The following is a 14,430-nucleotide window of genomic DNA, read 5'->3' on the forward strand; positions in this document are numbered from 1 at the left end:
ATTTGGCGCATATTGGATCCGGAGTTCGTCATGCAACGTATCAAGGGCTACCACGCCCATGTCTACTTCGACGCAAACACCCTCGAGCAGGCGCGCACGCTGTGCGAAGACGCCGCCAAACTGTTCCCGCTGCGCATGGGGCGCGTGCACGAAAAGCCCGTGGGCCCGCACCCGGACTGGAGCTGCCAACTGGCATTCGACCCTGAATACATTGGCGTCGTGCTGCCGTGGCTGGTCATTCATCGCAATGGGCTGGTGGTGTTCCTGCACCCGGATACCGGCGATGACTTGAAGGATCACACCGACTACGCCGTTTGGATGGGCGCGATGAGGCCGCTGAACCTCTCAATCTTTTCATAAATAAAATCCCTAAATATGGGATCAATATTTATATATTGAGACTTCATCTCCCGTAGGTTTATATTCGCTGCATCCGCTCAGAACTCAGGTGAAGCGATGCAGGCGCAATTGATCGCGCTCGATTGGGGAACCAGCTCCCTTCGTGCTTACAAACTCGGCCCGGCCGGCGTGGTGTTGGAGCAGCGCGCGCTGCCCACCGGCATCATGCACTTGCCCAGCGAGCCCCGGGACATCGCCGGCGTGCGCTGCAGCGATGGCTTCGAGTTGGCGTTCGATGCCGCGTGCGGCGACTGGCTCGACGCCGAGCCGCACCTGCCGGTGATCGCCTGCGGAATGGTCGGCAGCGCCCAGGGCTGGAGCGAAGCGGCCTACCGCAATACCCCCGTCGACGTCGCCAGTCTCGGCCAGGCGCTGCACAGCGTGCGCAGCCTGCGTGGGGTGACGGTGCATATCGTGCCCGGCGTGATCGAGCAGGTCGGCTTGCCCAATGTGATGCGCGGCGAAGAAACCCAAGTGCTGGGTGTGCTGCAAAGCCTGCCGGCCCATACCGATGTGTTGATCGGCCTGCCCGGCAGCCATTCCAAATGGGTCGAGGTGGTCGAAGGCCGCATCACCCACTTCGACACCTTCATGACCGGCGAAGTGTTTGCGGTGTTGAGCAAGCACAGCATTCTCGGGCGCACGCAAAAAACCTCTGAACAGTTCCAGGCTGATGCGTTTGATCGCGGCGTCCGCGTTGCGCTATCGCAAGACGGCCAACGCGGCGTGTTGTCGACGCTGTTCAGCGCGCGCACCCTGGGGCTTACCGCCGAACTCGCGCCCGAGCAACAGCCCGACTACCTCTCCGGCCTGCTGATTGGCCATGAACTCGCGGGCCTGCCGGCCCATGCCAAACACCAGCCGATCATCCTGGTCGGCGCCGCCGCCCTTTGCGCCCGCTACCAACGCGCCCTCGCCCTGTGCGGCTTTGCCCACGTCAGCCTGGCGCAGGAAGCCACCGAGCGCGGCCTGTGGCAACTGGCCGTCGCGGCCGGGCTCACTCAACCCTAAACGGAGGCCCTACATGCTCAAGCAAGCACTCGCACAAAACGGTTTGATCGCAATCCTGCGTGGCGTCACGCCGGGCGAAGCCCAGGCGGTCGGCCAGGTGTTGTACGACGCCGGTTTTCGCGTGATTGAAGTCCCGCTGAATTCGCCGGACCCTTACACCAGCATTCGCACCCTGCGCGACAGCCTGCCCGCCGATTGCCTGATCGGCGCCGGCACGGTGTTGACGCCGGAGCAGGTCAAGCAGGTCAAGGCGGCCGGCGGCCAGGTGATCGTCATGCCCCACAGCGATGCCAAGGTGCTGCGCGCGGCCAAAGCGGCCGGCTTGTACCTGTCGCCGGGCGTGGCCACGCCCACCGAAGCCTTCGCCGCATTGGCCGAGGGCGCCGACGTGTTGAAGCTGTTTCCGGCCGAGCAAATGGGCCCTTCAGTGATCAAGGCATGGCTGGCGGTATTGCCGGCGGGCACCTTGCTGCTGCCGGTGGGCGGCATTACCCCGGACAACATGCAGGTGTTTATCGACGCCGGCGCCAAGGGTTTCGGGCTGGGTTCCGGGTTGTTCAAACCGGGCATGAGCGTGGATCAGGTCGCGAGCCGCGCCCAGGCATATGTCGCCGCCTGGAAAGCCCTGAGCTGATATCAAGTTCCGCGCCCACGGGCGCCGCATCTATAAGAGAGATAACAGATGAAAATCACCAAACTGACGACCTTCATCGTCCCGCCGCGCTGGTGCTTCCTCAAGGTCGAAACCGACCAGGGCGTGACCGGCTGGGGCGAGCCCGTAGTCGAGGGCCGCGCCCACACCGTGGCCGCTGCCGTTGAAGAATTGTCCGACTACCTGATCGGCAAAGACCCACGCAACATCGAAGACATCTGGACTGTGCTCTATCGCGGCGGCTTCTACCGTGGCGGTGCCGTGCACATGAGCGCTCTCGCCGGCATCGACCAGGCGCTATGGGACATCAAGGGCAAGGCCCTCGGCGTGTCCGTCAGCGATCTTTTAGGTGGCCAGGTGCGCGACAAGATTCGCGTGTATTCGTGGATCGGTGGTGACCGCCCTGCCGACACCGCCCGCGCCGCCAAAGAGGCCGTGGCCCGTGGCTTCACGGCGGTGAAAATGAACGGCACCGAAGAATTGCAGTTCGTCGACAGCTTCGAAAAAGTCGACCTGGCCCTGGCCAACGTCGCCGCCGTACGTGATGCGGTCGGGCCGAACGTCGGCATCGGCGTGGACTTCCATGGCCGGGTGCACAAGCCCATGGCCAAGGTGCTGATGAAAGAGCTGGACCCGTACAAACTGATGTTTATCGAAGAGCCGGTGCTCAGCGAAAACTACGAAGCCCTCAAGGAGCTGGCGCCGCTGACCAGCACGCCGATTGCCCTGGGCGAGCGCCTGTTCTCGCGTTGGGACTTCAAGCGCGTGCTCAGCGAAGGCTACGTCGACATCATCCAGCCGGATGCTTCCCACGCCGGCGGCATCACCGAAACCCGCAAGATCGCCAACATGGCCGAAGCCTACGACGTGGCCCTGGCCCTGCACTGCCCGCTGGGCCCGATTGCCTTGGCGGCCTGCCTGCAACTGGACGCCGTTTGCTACAACGCGTTTATCCAGGAGCAGAGCCTGGGCATTCACTACAACGAGAGCAACGACCTGCTCGACTACGTGCGCGACCCGGGCGTATTCGACTATGACCAGGGCTTCGTGAAAATCCCCAACGGGCCGGGCCTGGGCATCGAGATCAACGAGGAATACGTGATCGAACGCGCCGCCATCGGCCACCGCTGGCGCAACCCGATCTGGCGCCATGCCGATGGCAGCTTTGCCGAGTGGTGATAACCCTCTGACTGGAACAATGTGGTCAAAAATGTGGAAGGGAGCTTGCCCCCTCCCACATTTTTAACCCGGTTTCTTCAGCCAGCTCAGTTTCAGTCCTCAATAAACATAAAAAGAGGCAACCCCCATGCACCCTGAATCCTTCACCGGGCAGGCTTCTTTAGTCACGCCCAGCAAAAAGCGCTTCTTCATCATGGCGCTGCTGTTTATCACCGTCGTGATCAATTACCTCGACCGCAGCAACCTGTCGATTGCCGCCCCGGCGCTGACCAGCGAACTGGGGATCGACCCGGTGCATGTCGGGCTGATCTTCTCCGCGTTCGGCTGGACCTACGCCGCCATGCAGATCCCCGGCGGCTGGCTGGTGGACCGCGTGCCGCCGCGCATCCTCTACACCGCCGCCCTGCTGCTGTGGTCCATCGCCACCGTGATGCTCGGGTTCGCCGCCAGTTTTATCGCGCTGTTTGTGCTGCGCATGGCGGTCGGCGCCCTTGAAGCACCGGCTTACCCGATCAACAGCCGCGTGGTCACCACGTGGTTTCCCGAGCGCGAGCGCGCCACGGCGATTGGCGTTTACACCTCCGGGCAGTTTGTCGGGCTGGCATTTCTGACCCCGGTACTGGCCTGGCTGCAACACGCGTTCGGCTGGCACATGGTGTTTGTCGCCACCGGCGGGGTGGGCATTGTGTGGGCGCTGATCTGGTACGCGGTGTACCGCGAGCCCAAGGATTTCAAAGGCGCCAACGCGGCCGAAATCGAGCTGATCCGCGAAGGTGGCGGGCTGGTGGACATGCAGGCGCAAACCACCAAGGCGCCGTTCAGTTGGGTCGACCTGGGCATCGTGCTGAGCAAGCGTAAGCTGTGGGGCATCTACCTGGGCCAGTTCTGCCTGAACTCCACGCTGTGGTTTTTCCTGACGTGGTTTCCGACCTATCTGGTGAAATATCGCGGCATGGACTTCATCAAGTCTGGCCTGCTGGCGTCGCTGCCGTTCCTGGCCGCATTTGTCGGCGTGTTGTGTTCGGGGATATTTTCCGACTGGCTGATTCGCCGCGGGGCGTCGGTGGGTTTTGCGCGCAAGTTACCTATCATTGGCGGGCTGCTGATTTCCACGGCGATCATTGGCGCCAACTATGTGGAGTCGACAGCGTGGGTGATTGCATTCCTGGCGCTGGCGTTTTTCGGCAATGGGTTGGCGTCGATCACCTGGTCGCTGGTCTCGACCCTGGCACCCGCACGCCTGCTCGGGCTGACCGGTGGGGTGTTCAATTTCATCGGCAACCTGTCGGCGATTGCCACACCGATCGTGATTGGTTTTCTGGCCAGTGGCGATTCGTTTGCGCCGGCAATTACTTACATTGCGGTGCTGGCGTTGCTCGGGGCGCTTTCCTACATATTGCTTGTAGGTAAAGTCGAGCGCATCGAGCTGTAGATGATGCTTATGTGGCAAGCGCGCTTATGTGGAGCGGGAGCAAGCTCCCTCTCCACACAGTCACCGGCGGGCTTTAGTTCAGAACACCATCCAAAATCTCGTAGACAATTCCCGTACCCACAGCGATCAGCACCACATCCGGCCCCGAGCGGCGCCATTCATAACCCTGATACACCGGCAGGCGGGCCAGTGCGCGGTTGTCCAGGCGTTCGCCGTAGTAACCGCGTGGCAGCGGCTGGCCGCGCACCAGGCGTACATTCGGCGGCGGTGGTGCGCCGCGCGAGAACTGGCCGTGGTTGTCGTGGATGATCTGGCGCACCGGGCCGAAGTCCTGGGGTGGGCCGCCGCGACGGTTGTCCTGCGGGCCGCGATGGTCGTCGCCACGTTGCTCGTGCTGGCCTTGCGGGCCGCCACGGTCATCACCACGCTGGTCCGGCGGTGCAGCTTGCACCAGGGCGCTGGCGCCAAGCACCAGCACGCCGAGGCCGGCAATCACGGATTTGGGCATTTTCATCGGGTATTCCTCAGGGCACGCAAACAAAAAAGGGATCTCGAACGAGGTTCGAAATCCCTTGGTCTTGTCAGTTTAGGTAGTGAATCGAGAGGATGATTCCTCTGTATCAGGAACTTTACCTACCGCTTACGAGCCGCTTACTTACGGGCGTTGCGGACACCTTCCGACAATGCCGCGCACAGCCCCAGCACACCGTCGATGGCTTGCTGATCACTTTTGGCACTGGCGATGTGATCGATCAGCGCCGAACCCACCACCACACCATCAGCCAAACGCGCGATGGCGGCAGCTTGCTCCGGAGTGCGGATACCAAAGCCGATGCTGATCGGCAGGTCGGTGTGGCGACGCAGACGCGCCACGGCTTCCTCGACGTGCTCCAGAGTCGCGGCACCGGCGCCGGTCACGCCGGCCACCGACACGTAGTACACAAAGCCGGAGCTGCCGTTGAGCACGGTGGGCAGGCGCACGTCATCGGTGGTCGGCGTGGTCAGGCGGATAAAGTCGATGCCTGCCGCCTGGGCCGGGTCGCACAGCTCGCCGTTATGCTCTGGCGGCATGTCGACCACGATCAGGCCGTCCACACCGGCTTCCTTGGCGTCGGCGATGAATTTGGGCACACCGTATTTGTGGATCGGGTTGAAGTAACCCATCAGCACCAGCGGGGTGTCGCTGTTGTCTTTGCGGAACTCGCGAACCATCTGCAGGGTTTTCAGCAGGTTTTGCTTGGCATCCAGCGCGCGGATGTTGGCCAGCTGGATGGCCGGGCCGTCGGCCATCGGGTCGGTGAAGGGCATGCCCAACTCGATCACGTCGGCACCGGCGGCGGGCAAGCCCTTGAGGATCGCCAGCGAGGTGTCATAACCCGGGTCGCCGGCGGTAACAAAGGTCACCAGGGCGGCGCGGTTTTGTTCTTTCAGCTGCGTGAAGCGGGTTTGCAGGCGGCTCATCAGTGTTTCTCCTGCTTGGAAGACTGATCCATGTGGTGCATAACGGTCTGCATGTCTTTGTCGCCACGGCCGGACAAGTTCACCACCATCAGGTGATCTTTCGGCAAAGTCGGCGCGCGTTTGAACACTTCGGCCAAGGCGTGGGCGCTTTCCAGTGCAGGAATAATCCCTTCCAGGCGGCAGCATTTGTGGAAGGCGTCGAGGGCTTCGTCGTCGGTCACCGAGGTGTACTGGACGCGGCCGATATCATGCAACCAGGCGTGCTCAGGGCCGATGCCTGGGTAGTCGAGGCCGGCGGAAATCGAGTGGGCGTCGATGATCTGGCCGTCGTCGTCCTGCAGCAGGAAAGTGCGGTTGCCGTGCAGCACACCCGGTACGCCGCCGTTGAGGCTGGCAGCGTGCTTGCCGGTTTCAATGCCGTGGCCGGCCGCTTCAACGCCGATGATCTCGACGCTGGTGTCATCCAAAAACGGGTGGAACAGGCCCATGGCGTTGGAACCGCCGCCGATGCACGCCACCAGGCTGTCCGGCAGGCGGCCTTCCTGGGCTTGCAGTTGGGTACGGGTTTCCTTGCCGATCACGGCCTGGAAGTCACGCACCATGGCAGGGTAAGGGTGTGGGCCGGCCACGGTGCCGATCAGGTAGAAGGTGTCGTCGACGTTGGTCACCCAGTCGCGCAGCGCTTCGTTCATCGCGTCTTTGAGGGTGCCGGTGCCGGCGACCACCGGAATCACTTCGGCGCCCAGCAGCTTCATGCGGAACACGTTGGCCTGTTGGCGCTCGATGTCGGTGGTGCCCATGTAGATCACGCATTGCAGCCCAAAACGCGCGGCCACGGTGGCGGTGGCCACGCCGTGCATGCCGGCGCCGGTTTCGGCGATGATGCGTTTTTTGCCCATGCGCCGCGCCAGCAGGATCTGGCCGATGCAGTTATTGATCTTGTGCGCGCCGGTGTGGTTGAGCTCTTCGCGCTTGAGGTAGATCTTGGCGCCGCCGCAGAACTCGGTCAGGCGCTCGGCGAAATACAGCGGGCTTGGGCGCCCGACGTAGTCGCGCTGGAAGTAGGCCAATTCCTCGTTGAATGCCGGATCGATCTTGGCCGCTTCGTATTCGCGAGCCAGCTCGAGGATCAACGGCATCAGGGTTTCAGCGACGTAGCGGCCGCCGAACGCGCCGAAGAGGCCGTTAACGTCAGGGCCGTTGCGCAGATCGGTCTGGGACTGAGTCATGGGGCGCTCCAGGAAGGAAGGTTTGTAAGAAACAATGACGGCCACTCTACCCCTCACACTCTGAGCTGAAAACCGATAAGATCGCCGCAACCTGTCAGGAAAACTCACACATGAGCCGAGACCTTCCGCCCCTCAATGCCCTGCGCGCTTTTGAAGCCACCGCGCGGCTCAATAGCGTCAGCCAGGCTGCCGAGCAATTGCACGTGACTCACGGTGCGGTCAGCCGCCAATTGAAGGTGCTGGAAGAGCACTTGGGCGTCAGCCTGTTCGTCAAGGAAGGTCGCGGCCTCAAACTCACAGATGCCGGCGTGCGCTTGCGCGATGCCAGTGCCGAAGCGTTCGAGCGTTTAAGGGATGTGTGCGCCGAGCTGACCCAAAGCAGCGCCGATGCGCCGTTTGTGCTGGGCTGCTCGGGCAGTTTGCTGGCGCGCTGGCTGATCCCGCGCCTGGGCCGCTTGAATGCGGACCTGCCGGATTTGCGTCTGCACCTCTCGGCCGGCGACGGCGACCTCGACCCGCGCCGCCCTGGCCTCGACGCGCTGCTGGTGTTCGCCGAGCCCCCTTGGCCGGCAGATATGCAGGTGTATGAGCTGGCCAGCGAGCGCATCGGTCCGGTGCTGAGCCCACGCTTTGCCGGTTACGAGCGCCTGAGCCAGGCACCCGCCTCGGCCCTGCGCGGCGAGGCACTTTTGCACACCACCTCGCGACCGCAAGCCTGGCCCAGTTGGGCGCAGCAATACGGCATCGAACCCGACGCGTTGAAACACGGCCAGGGGTTTGAGCATTTGTATTATTTGCTGGAGGCGGCGGTGGCCGGGCTGGGTGTAGCGATTGCGCCGCAACCGTTGGTGGCAGAGGACCTGCGCGCCGGTCGCCTGGTGGCGCCGTGGGGTTTCAGTGAAACCCCGGCGCACCTGGCGTTGTGGCTACCCAAGCGCGCCGCGGATGGGCGCGCTCAGCAACTGGCGCAGTGGCTCAAGGCTGAGCTAGTGCGCCAACCGGTTTAGTCGCCGCGCTTGCACAGCAGATAAGCCGCGAGCAGGCCCAATGCGCCTACGGCAACACCGGCTGTAGTCCATGGGTGCTCTTGTGCGTAGTCCCGGGTAGCAACACCGGTTTCGCGGATTTTGACTTTGCTTTCTTCGTAGGCATCGCTGATCAGGTGGCGGGAGTGCTTGAGCGCATTCTCGGCATTGCTTTTCAGGGCCTTCAGGGTTTTGCGCGACTCGTCGGAAGCATCGTCCTTGAGGCTCTCAAGGGATTTGAGCAGGCTCGAAATCTCGGCTTCCATGCTTTCCAGCGACGCTTTGCGTAAAGAAGTGTTGGCCATTTGGACTCTCCTGAAGTGATTGAGTGGCGTGTGTAGATACCGACTGCGGCGGTTTCAGAAAGTGCAGTAAATCTGAACTTTCCGGTAGGAACGGTCGCCAGAAGCAGTACGAATATTCACTGCTACGCTCACTTAAGACCTCAGGAGAAACGCCATGTCTGATCATCACACCTACAAGAAAGTCGAACTGGTTGGCTCGTCTGCGACCAGCATCGAAGATGCAATCAACAACGCCCTGGCCGAAGCCAACAAGAGCATCAAGCACTTGGAGTGGTTTGAAGTGACTGAAACCCGTGGCCACATCAAGGACGGCAAGGCCGCGCACTTCCAGGTGACCCTGAAGGTGGGGTTCCGAATTGCCAGTAGTTGATCGCGTCGGTTGAACTTTGCCGACTGGCCGATTGCCATAACCTGCGCTACAACCAATGGGTGCCGATGCGAAAGCGTCGGCACGCTTATTTCGATCAGCGCAAGGAAAGTAACGGATGAAGAAGTTCCTGTTAGCGGTAGGTTTGTTGAGCATTGCCGGCACAGCCCTGGCGGCGGGCAAGCCTTGTGACGAGTTGAAAAGCGAAATTGCAGCGAAAATCGACGCCAAAGGCGCTTCGGGTTATTCGCTGGAAGTGGTGGACAAAGGCGCTGCGCCCAGCGACCACACCGTAGTGGGTAGTTGCGAAGGTGGTACCAAGGAAATTGCCTACAAGCGCGGTTAATCCCGTGTTGCAGACATAAAAAACCGACGCAGGTGCGTCGGTTTTTTATGTCTGAGGGTTTAGCCCTTCATCACCTGCGCCAACAACTCGTAGGAATGAATTCGGTCGGCGTGTTCGTACAGGTCACTGGTAAAGATCAGCTCGTCGGCGCCGGTTTGCTCGATCAGTACTTCCAGTTTGGCGCGGATCTTGGCCGGGCCGCCGACCATCGCCAGGCCTAGGAAGCTGCCGACGGCGTCTTTCTCATGGGGCAACCACAGGCCATCCATGCTTTTCACCGGCGCGCGCTGCATAAGGCTTTGGCCGCGCATCAGCGCCAGAATGCGTTGGTACATCGAGGTCGCCAGGTAGTCGGCCTGCTCATCGGTGTCCGCCGCCACCAGCGGGATGCCGAGCATCACGTAGGGTTTATCCAACACGGCTGAAGGCTTGAAGTGGTTGCGGTATACGCGAATCGCTTCATGCATGAGGCGCGGTGCGAAATGCGAGGCGAAGGCGTAGGGCAAACCGCGTTCACCTGCCAGTTGCGCGCTGAACAAGCTGGAGCCGAGTAGCCACACCGGTACGTTGGTGCCGGTGCCCGGTACGGCGATGATGCGTTGGTCTGGCGTGCGCGGGCCCAGGTAGGCCATCAGTTCGGCCACGTCTTCCGGGAATTCGTCGGCGCTGCCGGAGCGTTCACGGCGCAGGGCGCGGGCGGTCATCTGGTCGGAGCCGGGCGCGCGGCCCAGGCCCAGGTCGATACGGCCGGGGTAGAGGCTTTCCAGGGTGCCGAACTGCTCGGCAATCACCAAGGGTGCATGGTTGGGCAGCATCACGCCGCCGGAACCGACGCGAATGGTCGAGGTGCCGCCGGCCAGGTAGCCCAGCAATACCGAGGTGGCCGAGCTGGCGATGCCGTCCATGTTGTGGTGTTCAGCCACCCAGAAACGGTTGTAGCCAAATTTTTCCACGTGCTGGGCCAGGTCCAGGGAATTGCGCAGCGACTGCGCCGGACTGCCGTTGGCCCGCACGGGCACCAGGTCGAGGGTCGAGAATTTAACGTCGGACAGCGATTTCATAAGCCTGCTTCTCCAATGGGGGCGCAGGCTTTTTAGACGAACCAAAACCTGCCGCTTCATGTGCATGCTCTATGCAATGAGGGCATATACCCGAGATTCAATAGCCAGCCTGGAAATTTCCTACTGGATCGCTAGGTTTCTCCGACAAGATGAACTTTGCCACGCCGTCTATCCTCAGAACCCTTACTGACGCAAAACCACCGTTCGAGGAGACCGCTATGAGTATCGTTAAAAAAGCATCCGCGCATTGGGAAGGTGACCTTAAGACCGGCCTGGGTTCCATCTCTACGGAAACCGGCGTACTGCGCGAAGCGCCCTACGGCTTCAAGGCCCGTTTCGAAGGCGGCAAGGGCACCAACCCTGAAGAGCTGATCGGCGCGGCCCACGCCGGCTGTTTCTCCATGGCCTTTTCCATGATTCTCGGTGACGCCGGGCTCAAAGCTGACAGCATCGACACTCAGGCCGAAGTGACCCTTGACCAGGTTGACGGCGGCTTTGCGATTACCGCTGTGCACCTGATCCTCAAGGCCAAGATCCCGGGCGCAAGCCAGGCGCAGTTCGAAGAACTGAGCAAGAAAGCCAAGGAAGGGTGCCCGGTATCGAAGGTACTGAACGCGAAAATCAGCCTGGATGCCACGCTGGTCAACTGACCCAGCCGATGTCATGTGGGAGGGGGCTTGCTCCCGATAGCGGTGTGTCAGCCAAGTGGTTGGTGCCTGGCAGTACGCTATCGGGGGCAAGCCCCCTCCCACATTTGGTTTTGCGTTAAATCAGAACCTGCGTTTACAAATTGTGGTCGAATAGCCTAGGCGCACACCCGTGCGCAGTGCATTCAGGGAGCTTCACACATGAAACGTTTTGCCTTGGCGATCATCTGCGGTGTGTTGGCCACTTCGGCCGTGGCCGCACCCAAAGATTGTGAAGAGCTGCGCAAGGAAATCGAGGTCAAGATCCAGGCGAACGCCGTGCCGTCCTACACCCTGGAGATCGTCAGCAAGGAAGAAGCCGACAAGCACGACGTAGCCATGGTCGTCGGTAGCTGTGAGAACGGCACCAAGGCGATCATCTACCAGAAGAACAACGACTGATCAGATGCAGTTCACGCTGCGTTCTTCGGCCAGCAACTGACGCGCCGAGTCATACAGCCGGATGTTGGGCGTGAAGGCCAGCGAGCGCCCTTCCAGCACATAACGCTGGCCGGCCTGGAAGTGGTCGTACTGCAAGGTCATGAAGCACGTGCGGTACATCATCTGGCTGAGGCCGCCCAGGCCGCCGCCGGCCGGCACTTCAAAGTCAAAACGCACCATCAGCTCATGGGCCCCTGGCGGGAACTGGAAGTAGCGGCCGTCGTCCAGGTTCTTACCGTCCAGACGTTGTGCCATCACCAGTTTGGCGCCCGGTGTCGGGGTGATGAAGTCGACCCAGGCCTGTTGCGGATCGACCGGCGGAATGGGGGTCGAAGCACAGGCGCTGAGAAACAGGGCGGCGACTGGAAGCAAAAGCTGACGCATGGCGAGTACTCAACATAAGGAGAGGTTTGAGTATAAACACGTCGCGCCATGGAAAAATTCCGTGCAGGCAGGCTAGTCTGGCGAACAAATCACCCAGGAGCGGTTGGGGCATGGTCAGGCGTTTTCTTGCGGTGTGGGTAGTTGTGCTGCTCAGTGGCTGCTCCAGTGTCAGCTATTACAGCCAATTGGCGGGCGGCCAATGGCAGTTGTTACGGGCGCGGGAGCCGGTGGCCGAGGTGATAGCCGACCTTTCACGCCCGCAATCGCTGCGTGACCATCTTGTGCAATCTCAGAAAGCCCGAACCTTCGCCAGCGAGCATCTGCACCTGCCCGACAACAAGAGTTACCGGCTGTACGCCGACATCGGCCGGCCGTACGTAGTCTGGAATGTGTTCGCGACGCAGGAATTCTCCCTCTCGCCCGAAACCCATTGCTTCCCCATCGCCGGGTGTGTGGCCTATCGCGGTTACTACAGTCAGGGGGCCGCGCGGGGTGAGGCGGCGCTGTTGAAGCAACAGGGCATGGATGTGTCGGTTGGTGGGGTCGAGGCTTATTCCACGCTGGGTTGGTTCAACGACCCGATCATGAATTCGATGATGAACTGGGGCGACGAGCGCCTGGCCACGCTGATTTTCCATGAGCTGGCACACCAGCGTTTCTATGTGAAGGACGACACCGAGTTCAACGAGTCCTTCGCCAACTTCGTCGAGCAGGAAGGTACCCGCCAATGGCGTGCGGCGCGAGGTTTGCCGCCATTGAGTGACGCGGCGTTGCAGCAGCGCGACCAATTTACCCGGCTGGTTCTCGATACTCGTACACGTCTGGAAAAACTTTATGCACAGCCTCTGTCTGCCGAGGTCATGCGCCAAGCGAAAGCGGACGAGTTCGAGCGTTTGCGCCGCGAATACCGGCACCTGCGCGACAGCCAATGGGCGGGCGATAAACGTTATGACGCCTGGATCAACCAGCCGATGAACAACGCGCGGCTGTTACCATTTGGGCTGTATGACCAATGGGTGCCGGCGTTTGCGGCGTTGTTTCGCCAGGAGGGTGGGGATTGGGTGAGGTTTTATGCGGCGGTTGAAAAGCTGGGTGGGTTGGCGGTGGTGCAGCGGAAGGCGGCGTTGAGGGAGTTGGAGGGTGGTGGGCTCTAGGGCCTCATCGGGAGCAAGCCCCTCCCACATTTGGCCAATTGTGGGAGGGGCGGTGCGACGATTCGACTTGCCCCCGATAGCTATCTCAAGGCCGCTGCAAAAACGCCTGATGCATCTCATCCAACGTCTCAAAATGCCAGGCCGGCGCCTCGGCATTCAACTCCTCGAAACTGCCAAACCCATACCCCACCGCCGCTGCGTCAATACCATTGCTGCGCGCGCCGATCAGGTCGTGTTTGCGGTCACCGATCATCAAGGTGGTGGCCGGGTCCAGGCCTTCTTCGCTGACCAGGTGCGCGATCAACTCCACCTTGTTGGTGCGCGTCCCGTCCAATTCGCTGCCGTAGATCACCTTGAAGTGCTTGGCAAAATCGAAATGCCGGGCGATTTCGCGGGCAAACACCCAGGGCTTGGAGGTGGCGACATACAGCTGGCGGCCCTGGCTGCTCAAGTCTTCCAACAGCGGCATCACGCCGTCGAACACGCGGTTTTCGTACAGGCCGGTGACCTTGAAGCGCTCACGATAAAAATTCACCGCCTCCCAGGCTTTGGCTTCGTCGAAGTCATAGAACTGCATGAACGCTTGTAGCAACGGCGGGCCGATGAAATGTTCGAGTTTGGTCAGGTCTGGCTCGTCGATACCCAGCTTGGCCAGGGCGTACTGAATCGAACGGGTGATGCCCTCGCGTGGGTCGGTGAGGGTGCCATCCAGGTCGAACAGGACGGTTTGGTAGTTCAGGGTCATTGATCGAATCCTTCAGCCAGGTGCAGGTCTTTGAGCTTCACGTAGTTCGCGGCGCTGTAGGTGAAAAAGGCGCGTTCCTTGTCAGTCAGCGCGCGGATTTGTTTAACCGGGCTGCCCACATACAAAAAACCGCTGTCGAGTTTCTTGCCCGGCGGCACCAGGCTGCCGGCGCCGATGATCACGTCGTCTTCGACCACCGCGCCATCCATCACGATGCTGCCCATGCCGATCAGGATGCGGCTGCCGACCGTGCAGCCATGCAGCATGACCTTGTGGGCGATGGTCACGTCATCGCCGATCAACAGGGGGAAGCCATCCGGGTTGAACGGCCCGGCGTGGGTAATGTGCAGCACGCAGCCGTCCTGAATGCTGGTGCGCGCGCCGATGCGGATGCGGTGCATGTCGCCGCGAATCACTGTCAGCGGCCACACCGAGCTGTCGGTGCCGATTTCGACATCGCCGATCACCACCGCCGAAATATCGACAAAAGCCCCGGCGCCCAGGGTTGGCGTGTGGTTCTGATAGGTGCGAAGGGTCACGATAGCCTCTCTCT

Annotated in this window: 19 protein-coding genes; 11 read left to right on the forward strand and 8 right to left on the reverse strand. The window is 61.3% G+C overall.

Annotated features, from left to right (window positions below; translation table 11 throughout):
* Positions 1 to 30 precede the first annotated feature (30 nt).
* The 5 genes from AC0IYH_RS27200 (at position 31) to AC0IYH_RS27220 (ending at position 4,673) form a co-directional block, all read left to right on the forward strand.
* On the forward strand, positions 31 to 360 hold the full coding sequence (locus tag AC0IYH_RS27200; protein WP_122774354.1) for a DOPA 4,5-dioxygenase family protein: 330 nt from the start codon (positions 31 to 33) through the stop codon (positions 358 to 360).
* Positions 361 to 456: 96 nt separating this feature from the next.
* Positions 457 to 1,410 carry a 2-dehydro-3-deoxygalactonokinase gene (locus AC0IYH_RS27205; protein WP_471837152.1) on the forward strand — a complete coding sequence of 318 codons (954 nt, stop codon included), beginning with the start codon at positions 457 to 459 and terminating at the stop codon, positions 1,408 to 1,410.
* 13 nt (positions 1,411 to 1,423) lie between these two features.
* Positions 1,424 to 2,044 carry a 2-dehydro-3-deoxy-6-phosphogalactonate aldolase gene (locus AC0IYH_RS27210; protein WP_471837153.1) on the forward strand — a complete coding sequence of 207 codons (621 nt, stop codon included), beginning with the start codon at positions 1,424 to 1,426 and terminating at the stop codon, positions 2,042 to 2,044.
* A gap of 48 nt (positions 2,045 to 2,092) precedes the next feature.
* Entirely contained in the window at positions 2,093 to 3,241 is a 1,149-nt protein-coding gene (dgoD, locus tag AC0IYH_RS27215; RefSeq protein WP_003170741.1) for a galactonate dehydratase, read from the forward strand.
* Positions 3,242 to 3,368: 127 nt separating this feature from the next.
* Entirely contained in the window at positions 3,369 to 4,673 is a 1,305-nt protein-coding gene (locus tag AC0IYH_RS27220; RefSeq protein WP_122774347.1) for an MFS transporter, read from the forward strand.
* A 73-nt stretch (positions 4,674 to 4,746) separates the two neighbouring features.
* Here the strand turns inward: AC0IYH_RS27220 and AC0IYH_RS27225 are convergent, their stop codons facing one another.
* From AC0IYH_RS27225 to trpB, 3 genes are all read right to left on the reverse strand, one after another.
* Positions 4,747 to 5,187 (reverse strand): anti-virulence regulator CigR family protein, encoded by a 441-nt coding sequence (locus tag AC0IYH_RS27225; RefSeq protein ID WP_101265088.1) that lies wholly within the window; start codon positions 5,185 to 5,187, stop codon positions 4,747 to 4,749.
* Positions 5,188 to 5,324: 137 nt separating this feature from the next.
* Positions 5,325 to 6,134: a tryptophan synthase subunit alpha gene (gene trpA / locus AC0IYH_RS27230; protein WP_122774343.1), complete on the reverse strand. Its 810-nt coding sequence runs from the start codon at positions 6,132 to 6,134 to the stop codon at positions 5,325 to 5,327.
* The gene (trpB, locus tag AC0IYH_RS27235) at positions 6,134 to 7,363 is read right to left on the reverse strand and encodes a tryptophan synthase subunit beta (protein WP_116627137.1); all 1,230 of its coding nucleotides are present in this window, start codon (positions 7,361 to 7,363) and stop codon (positions 6,134 to 6,136) included. Before trpB ends, trpA begins: the two co-directional genes overlap by 1 nt.
* Before the next feature lie 110 nt (positions 7,364 to 7,473).
* Here trpB and AC0IYH_RS27240 point away from each other — a divergent pair, with 110 nt between their 5' ends.
* On the forward strand, positions 7,474 to 8,370 hold the full coding sequence (locus AC0IYH_RS27240) for a LysR family transcriptional regulator (RefSeq protein WP_116627138.1): 897 nt from the start codon (positions 7,474 to 7,476) through the stop codon (positions 8,368 to 8,370).
* Here the strand turns inward: AC0IYH_RS27240 and AC0IYH_RS27245 are convergent.
* The gene (locus AC0IYH_RS27245; protein ID WP_003170746.1) at positions 8,367 to 8,693 is read right to left on the reverse strand and encodes an ElaB/YgaM/YqjD family protein; all 327 of its coding nucleotides are present in this window, start codon (positions 8,691 to 8,693) and stop codon (positions 8,367 to 8,369) included. The two genes, AC0IYH_RS27240 and AC0IYH_RS27245, sit on opposite strands and share 4 nt — an antisense overlap.
* A 154-nt stretch (positions 8,694 to 8,847) precedes the next feature.
* Here AC0IYH_RS27245 and AC0IYH_RS27250 point away from each other — a divergent pair, with 154 nt between their 5' ends.
* A complete protein-coding gene (locus AC0IYH_RS27250; protein ID WP_003187305.1) occupies positions 8,848 to 9,063 on the forward strand; it encodes a dodecin in 216 nt (71 codons plus the stop codon).
* Positions 9,064 to 9,178: 115 nt separating this feature from the next.
* A complete protein-coding gene (locus AC0IYH_RS27255; RefSeq protein WP_116627139.1) occupies positions 9,179 to 9,406 on the forward strand; it encodes a DUF1161 domain-containing protein in 228 nt (75 codons plus the stop codon).
* Between the two features lie 59 nt (positions 9,407 to 9,465).
* Here AC0IYH_RS27255 and AC0IYH_RS27260 read toward each other — a convergent pair whose 3' ends face one another.
* The gene (locus AC0IYH_RS27260; protein WP_116627140.1) at positions 9,466 to 10,467 is read right to left on the reverse strand and encodes an LLM class flavin-dependent oxidoreductase; all 1,002 of its coding nucleotides are present in this window, start codon (positions 10,465 to 10,467) and stop codon (positions 9,466 to 9,468) included.
* A gap of 218 nt (positions 10,468 to 10,685) precedes the next feature.
* Between AC0IYH_RS27260 and AC0IYH_RS27265 the strand changes: the two genes are divergently transcribed.
* On the forward strand, positions 10,686 to 11,117 hold the full coding sequence (locus tag AC0IYH_RS27265) for an OsmC family protein (RefSeq protein ID WP_021491415.1): 432 nt from the start codon (positions 10,686 to 10,688) through the stop codon (positions 11,115 to 11,117).
* A 198-nt stretch (positions 11,118 to 11,315) separates the two neighbouring features.
* Entirely contained in the window at positions 11,316 to 11,555 is a 240-nt protein-coding gene (locus tag AC0IYH_RS27270; RefSeq protein WP_017734725.1) for a DUF1161 domain-containing protein, read from the forward strand.
* Here the strand turns inward: AC0IYH_RS27270 and AC0IYH_RS27275 are convergent, their stop codons facing one another.
* A complete protein-coding gene (locus AC0IYH_RS27275) occupies positions 11,556 to 11,978 on the reverse strand; it encodes a PA0061/PA0062 family lipoprotein (protein ID WP_116627141.1) in 423 nt (140 codons plus the stop codon). It lies immediately after the preceding gene.
* Positions 11,979 to 12,088: 110 nt separating this feature from the next.
* Here AC0IYH_RS27275 and AC0IYH_RS27280 point away from each other — a divergent pair, with 110 nt between their 5' ends.
* Entirely contained in the window at positions 12,089 to 13,132 is a 1,044-nt protein-coding gene (locus tag AC0IYH_RS27280; protein ID WP_471837159.1) for an aminopeptidase, read from the forward strand.
* Between the two features lie 85 nt (positions 13,133 to 13,217).
* Here AC0IYH_RS27280 and AC0IYH_RS27285 read toward each other — a convergent pair whose 3' ends face one another.
* Positions 13,218 to 13,877 (reverse strand): HAD family hydrolase, encoded by a 660-nt coding sequence (locus AC0IYH_RS27285; RefSeq protein WP_471837160.1) that lies wholly within the window; start codon positions 13,875 to 13,877, stop codon positions 13,218 to 13,220.
* The gene (locus tag AC0IYH_RS27290) at positions 13,874 to 14,416 is read right to left on the reverse strand and encodes a gamma carbonic anhydrase family protein (RefSeq protein ID WP_116627144.1); all 543 of its coding nucleotides are present in this window, start codon (positions 14,414 to 14,416) and stop codon (positions 13,874 to 13,876) included. The genes AC0IYH_RS27285 and AC0IYH_RS27290 overlap by 4 nt, the downstream gene beginning before the upstream one ends.
* Positions 14,417 to 14,430: the final 14 nt, after the last annotated feature.

The sequence above is a fragment of the Pseudomonas sp. AC463 genome, assembly GCF_979253585.1.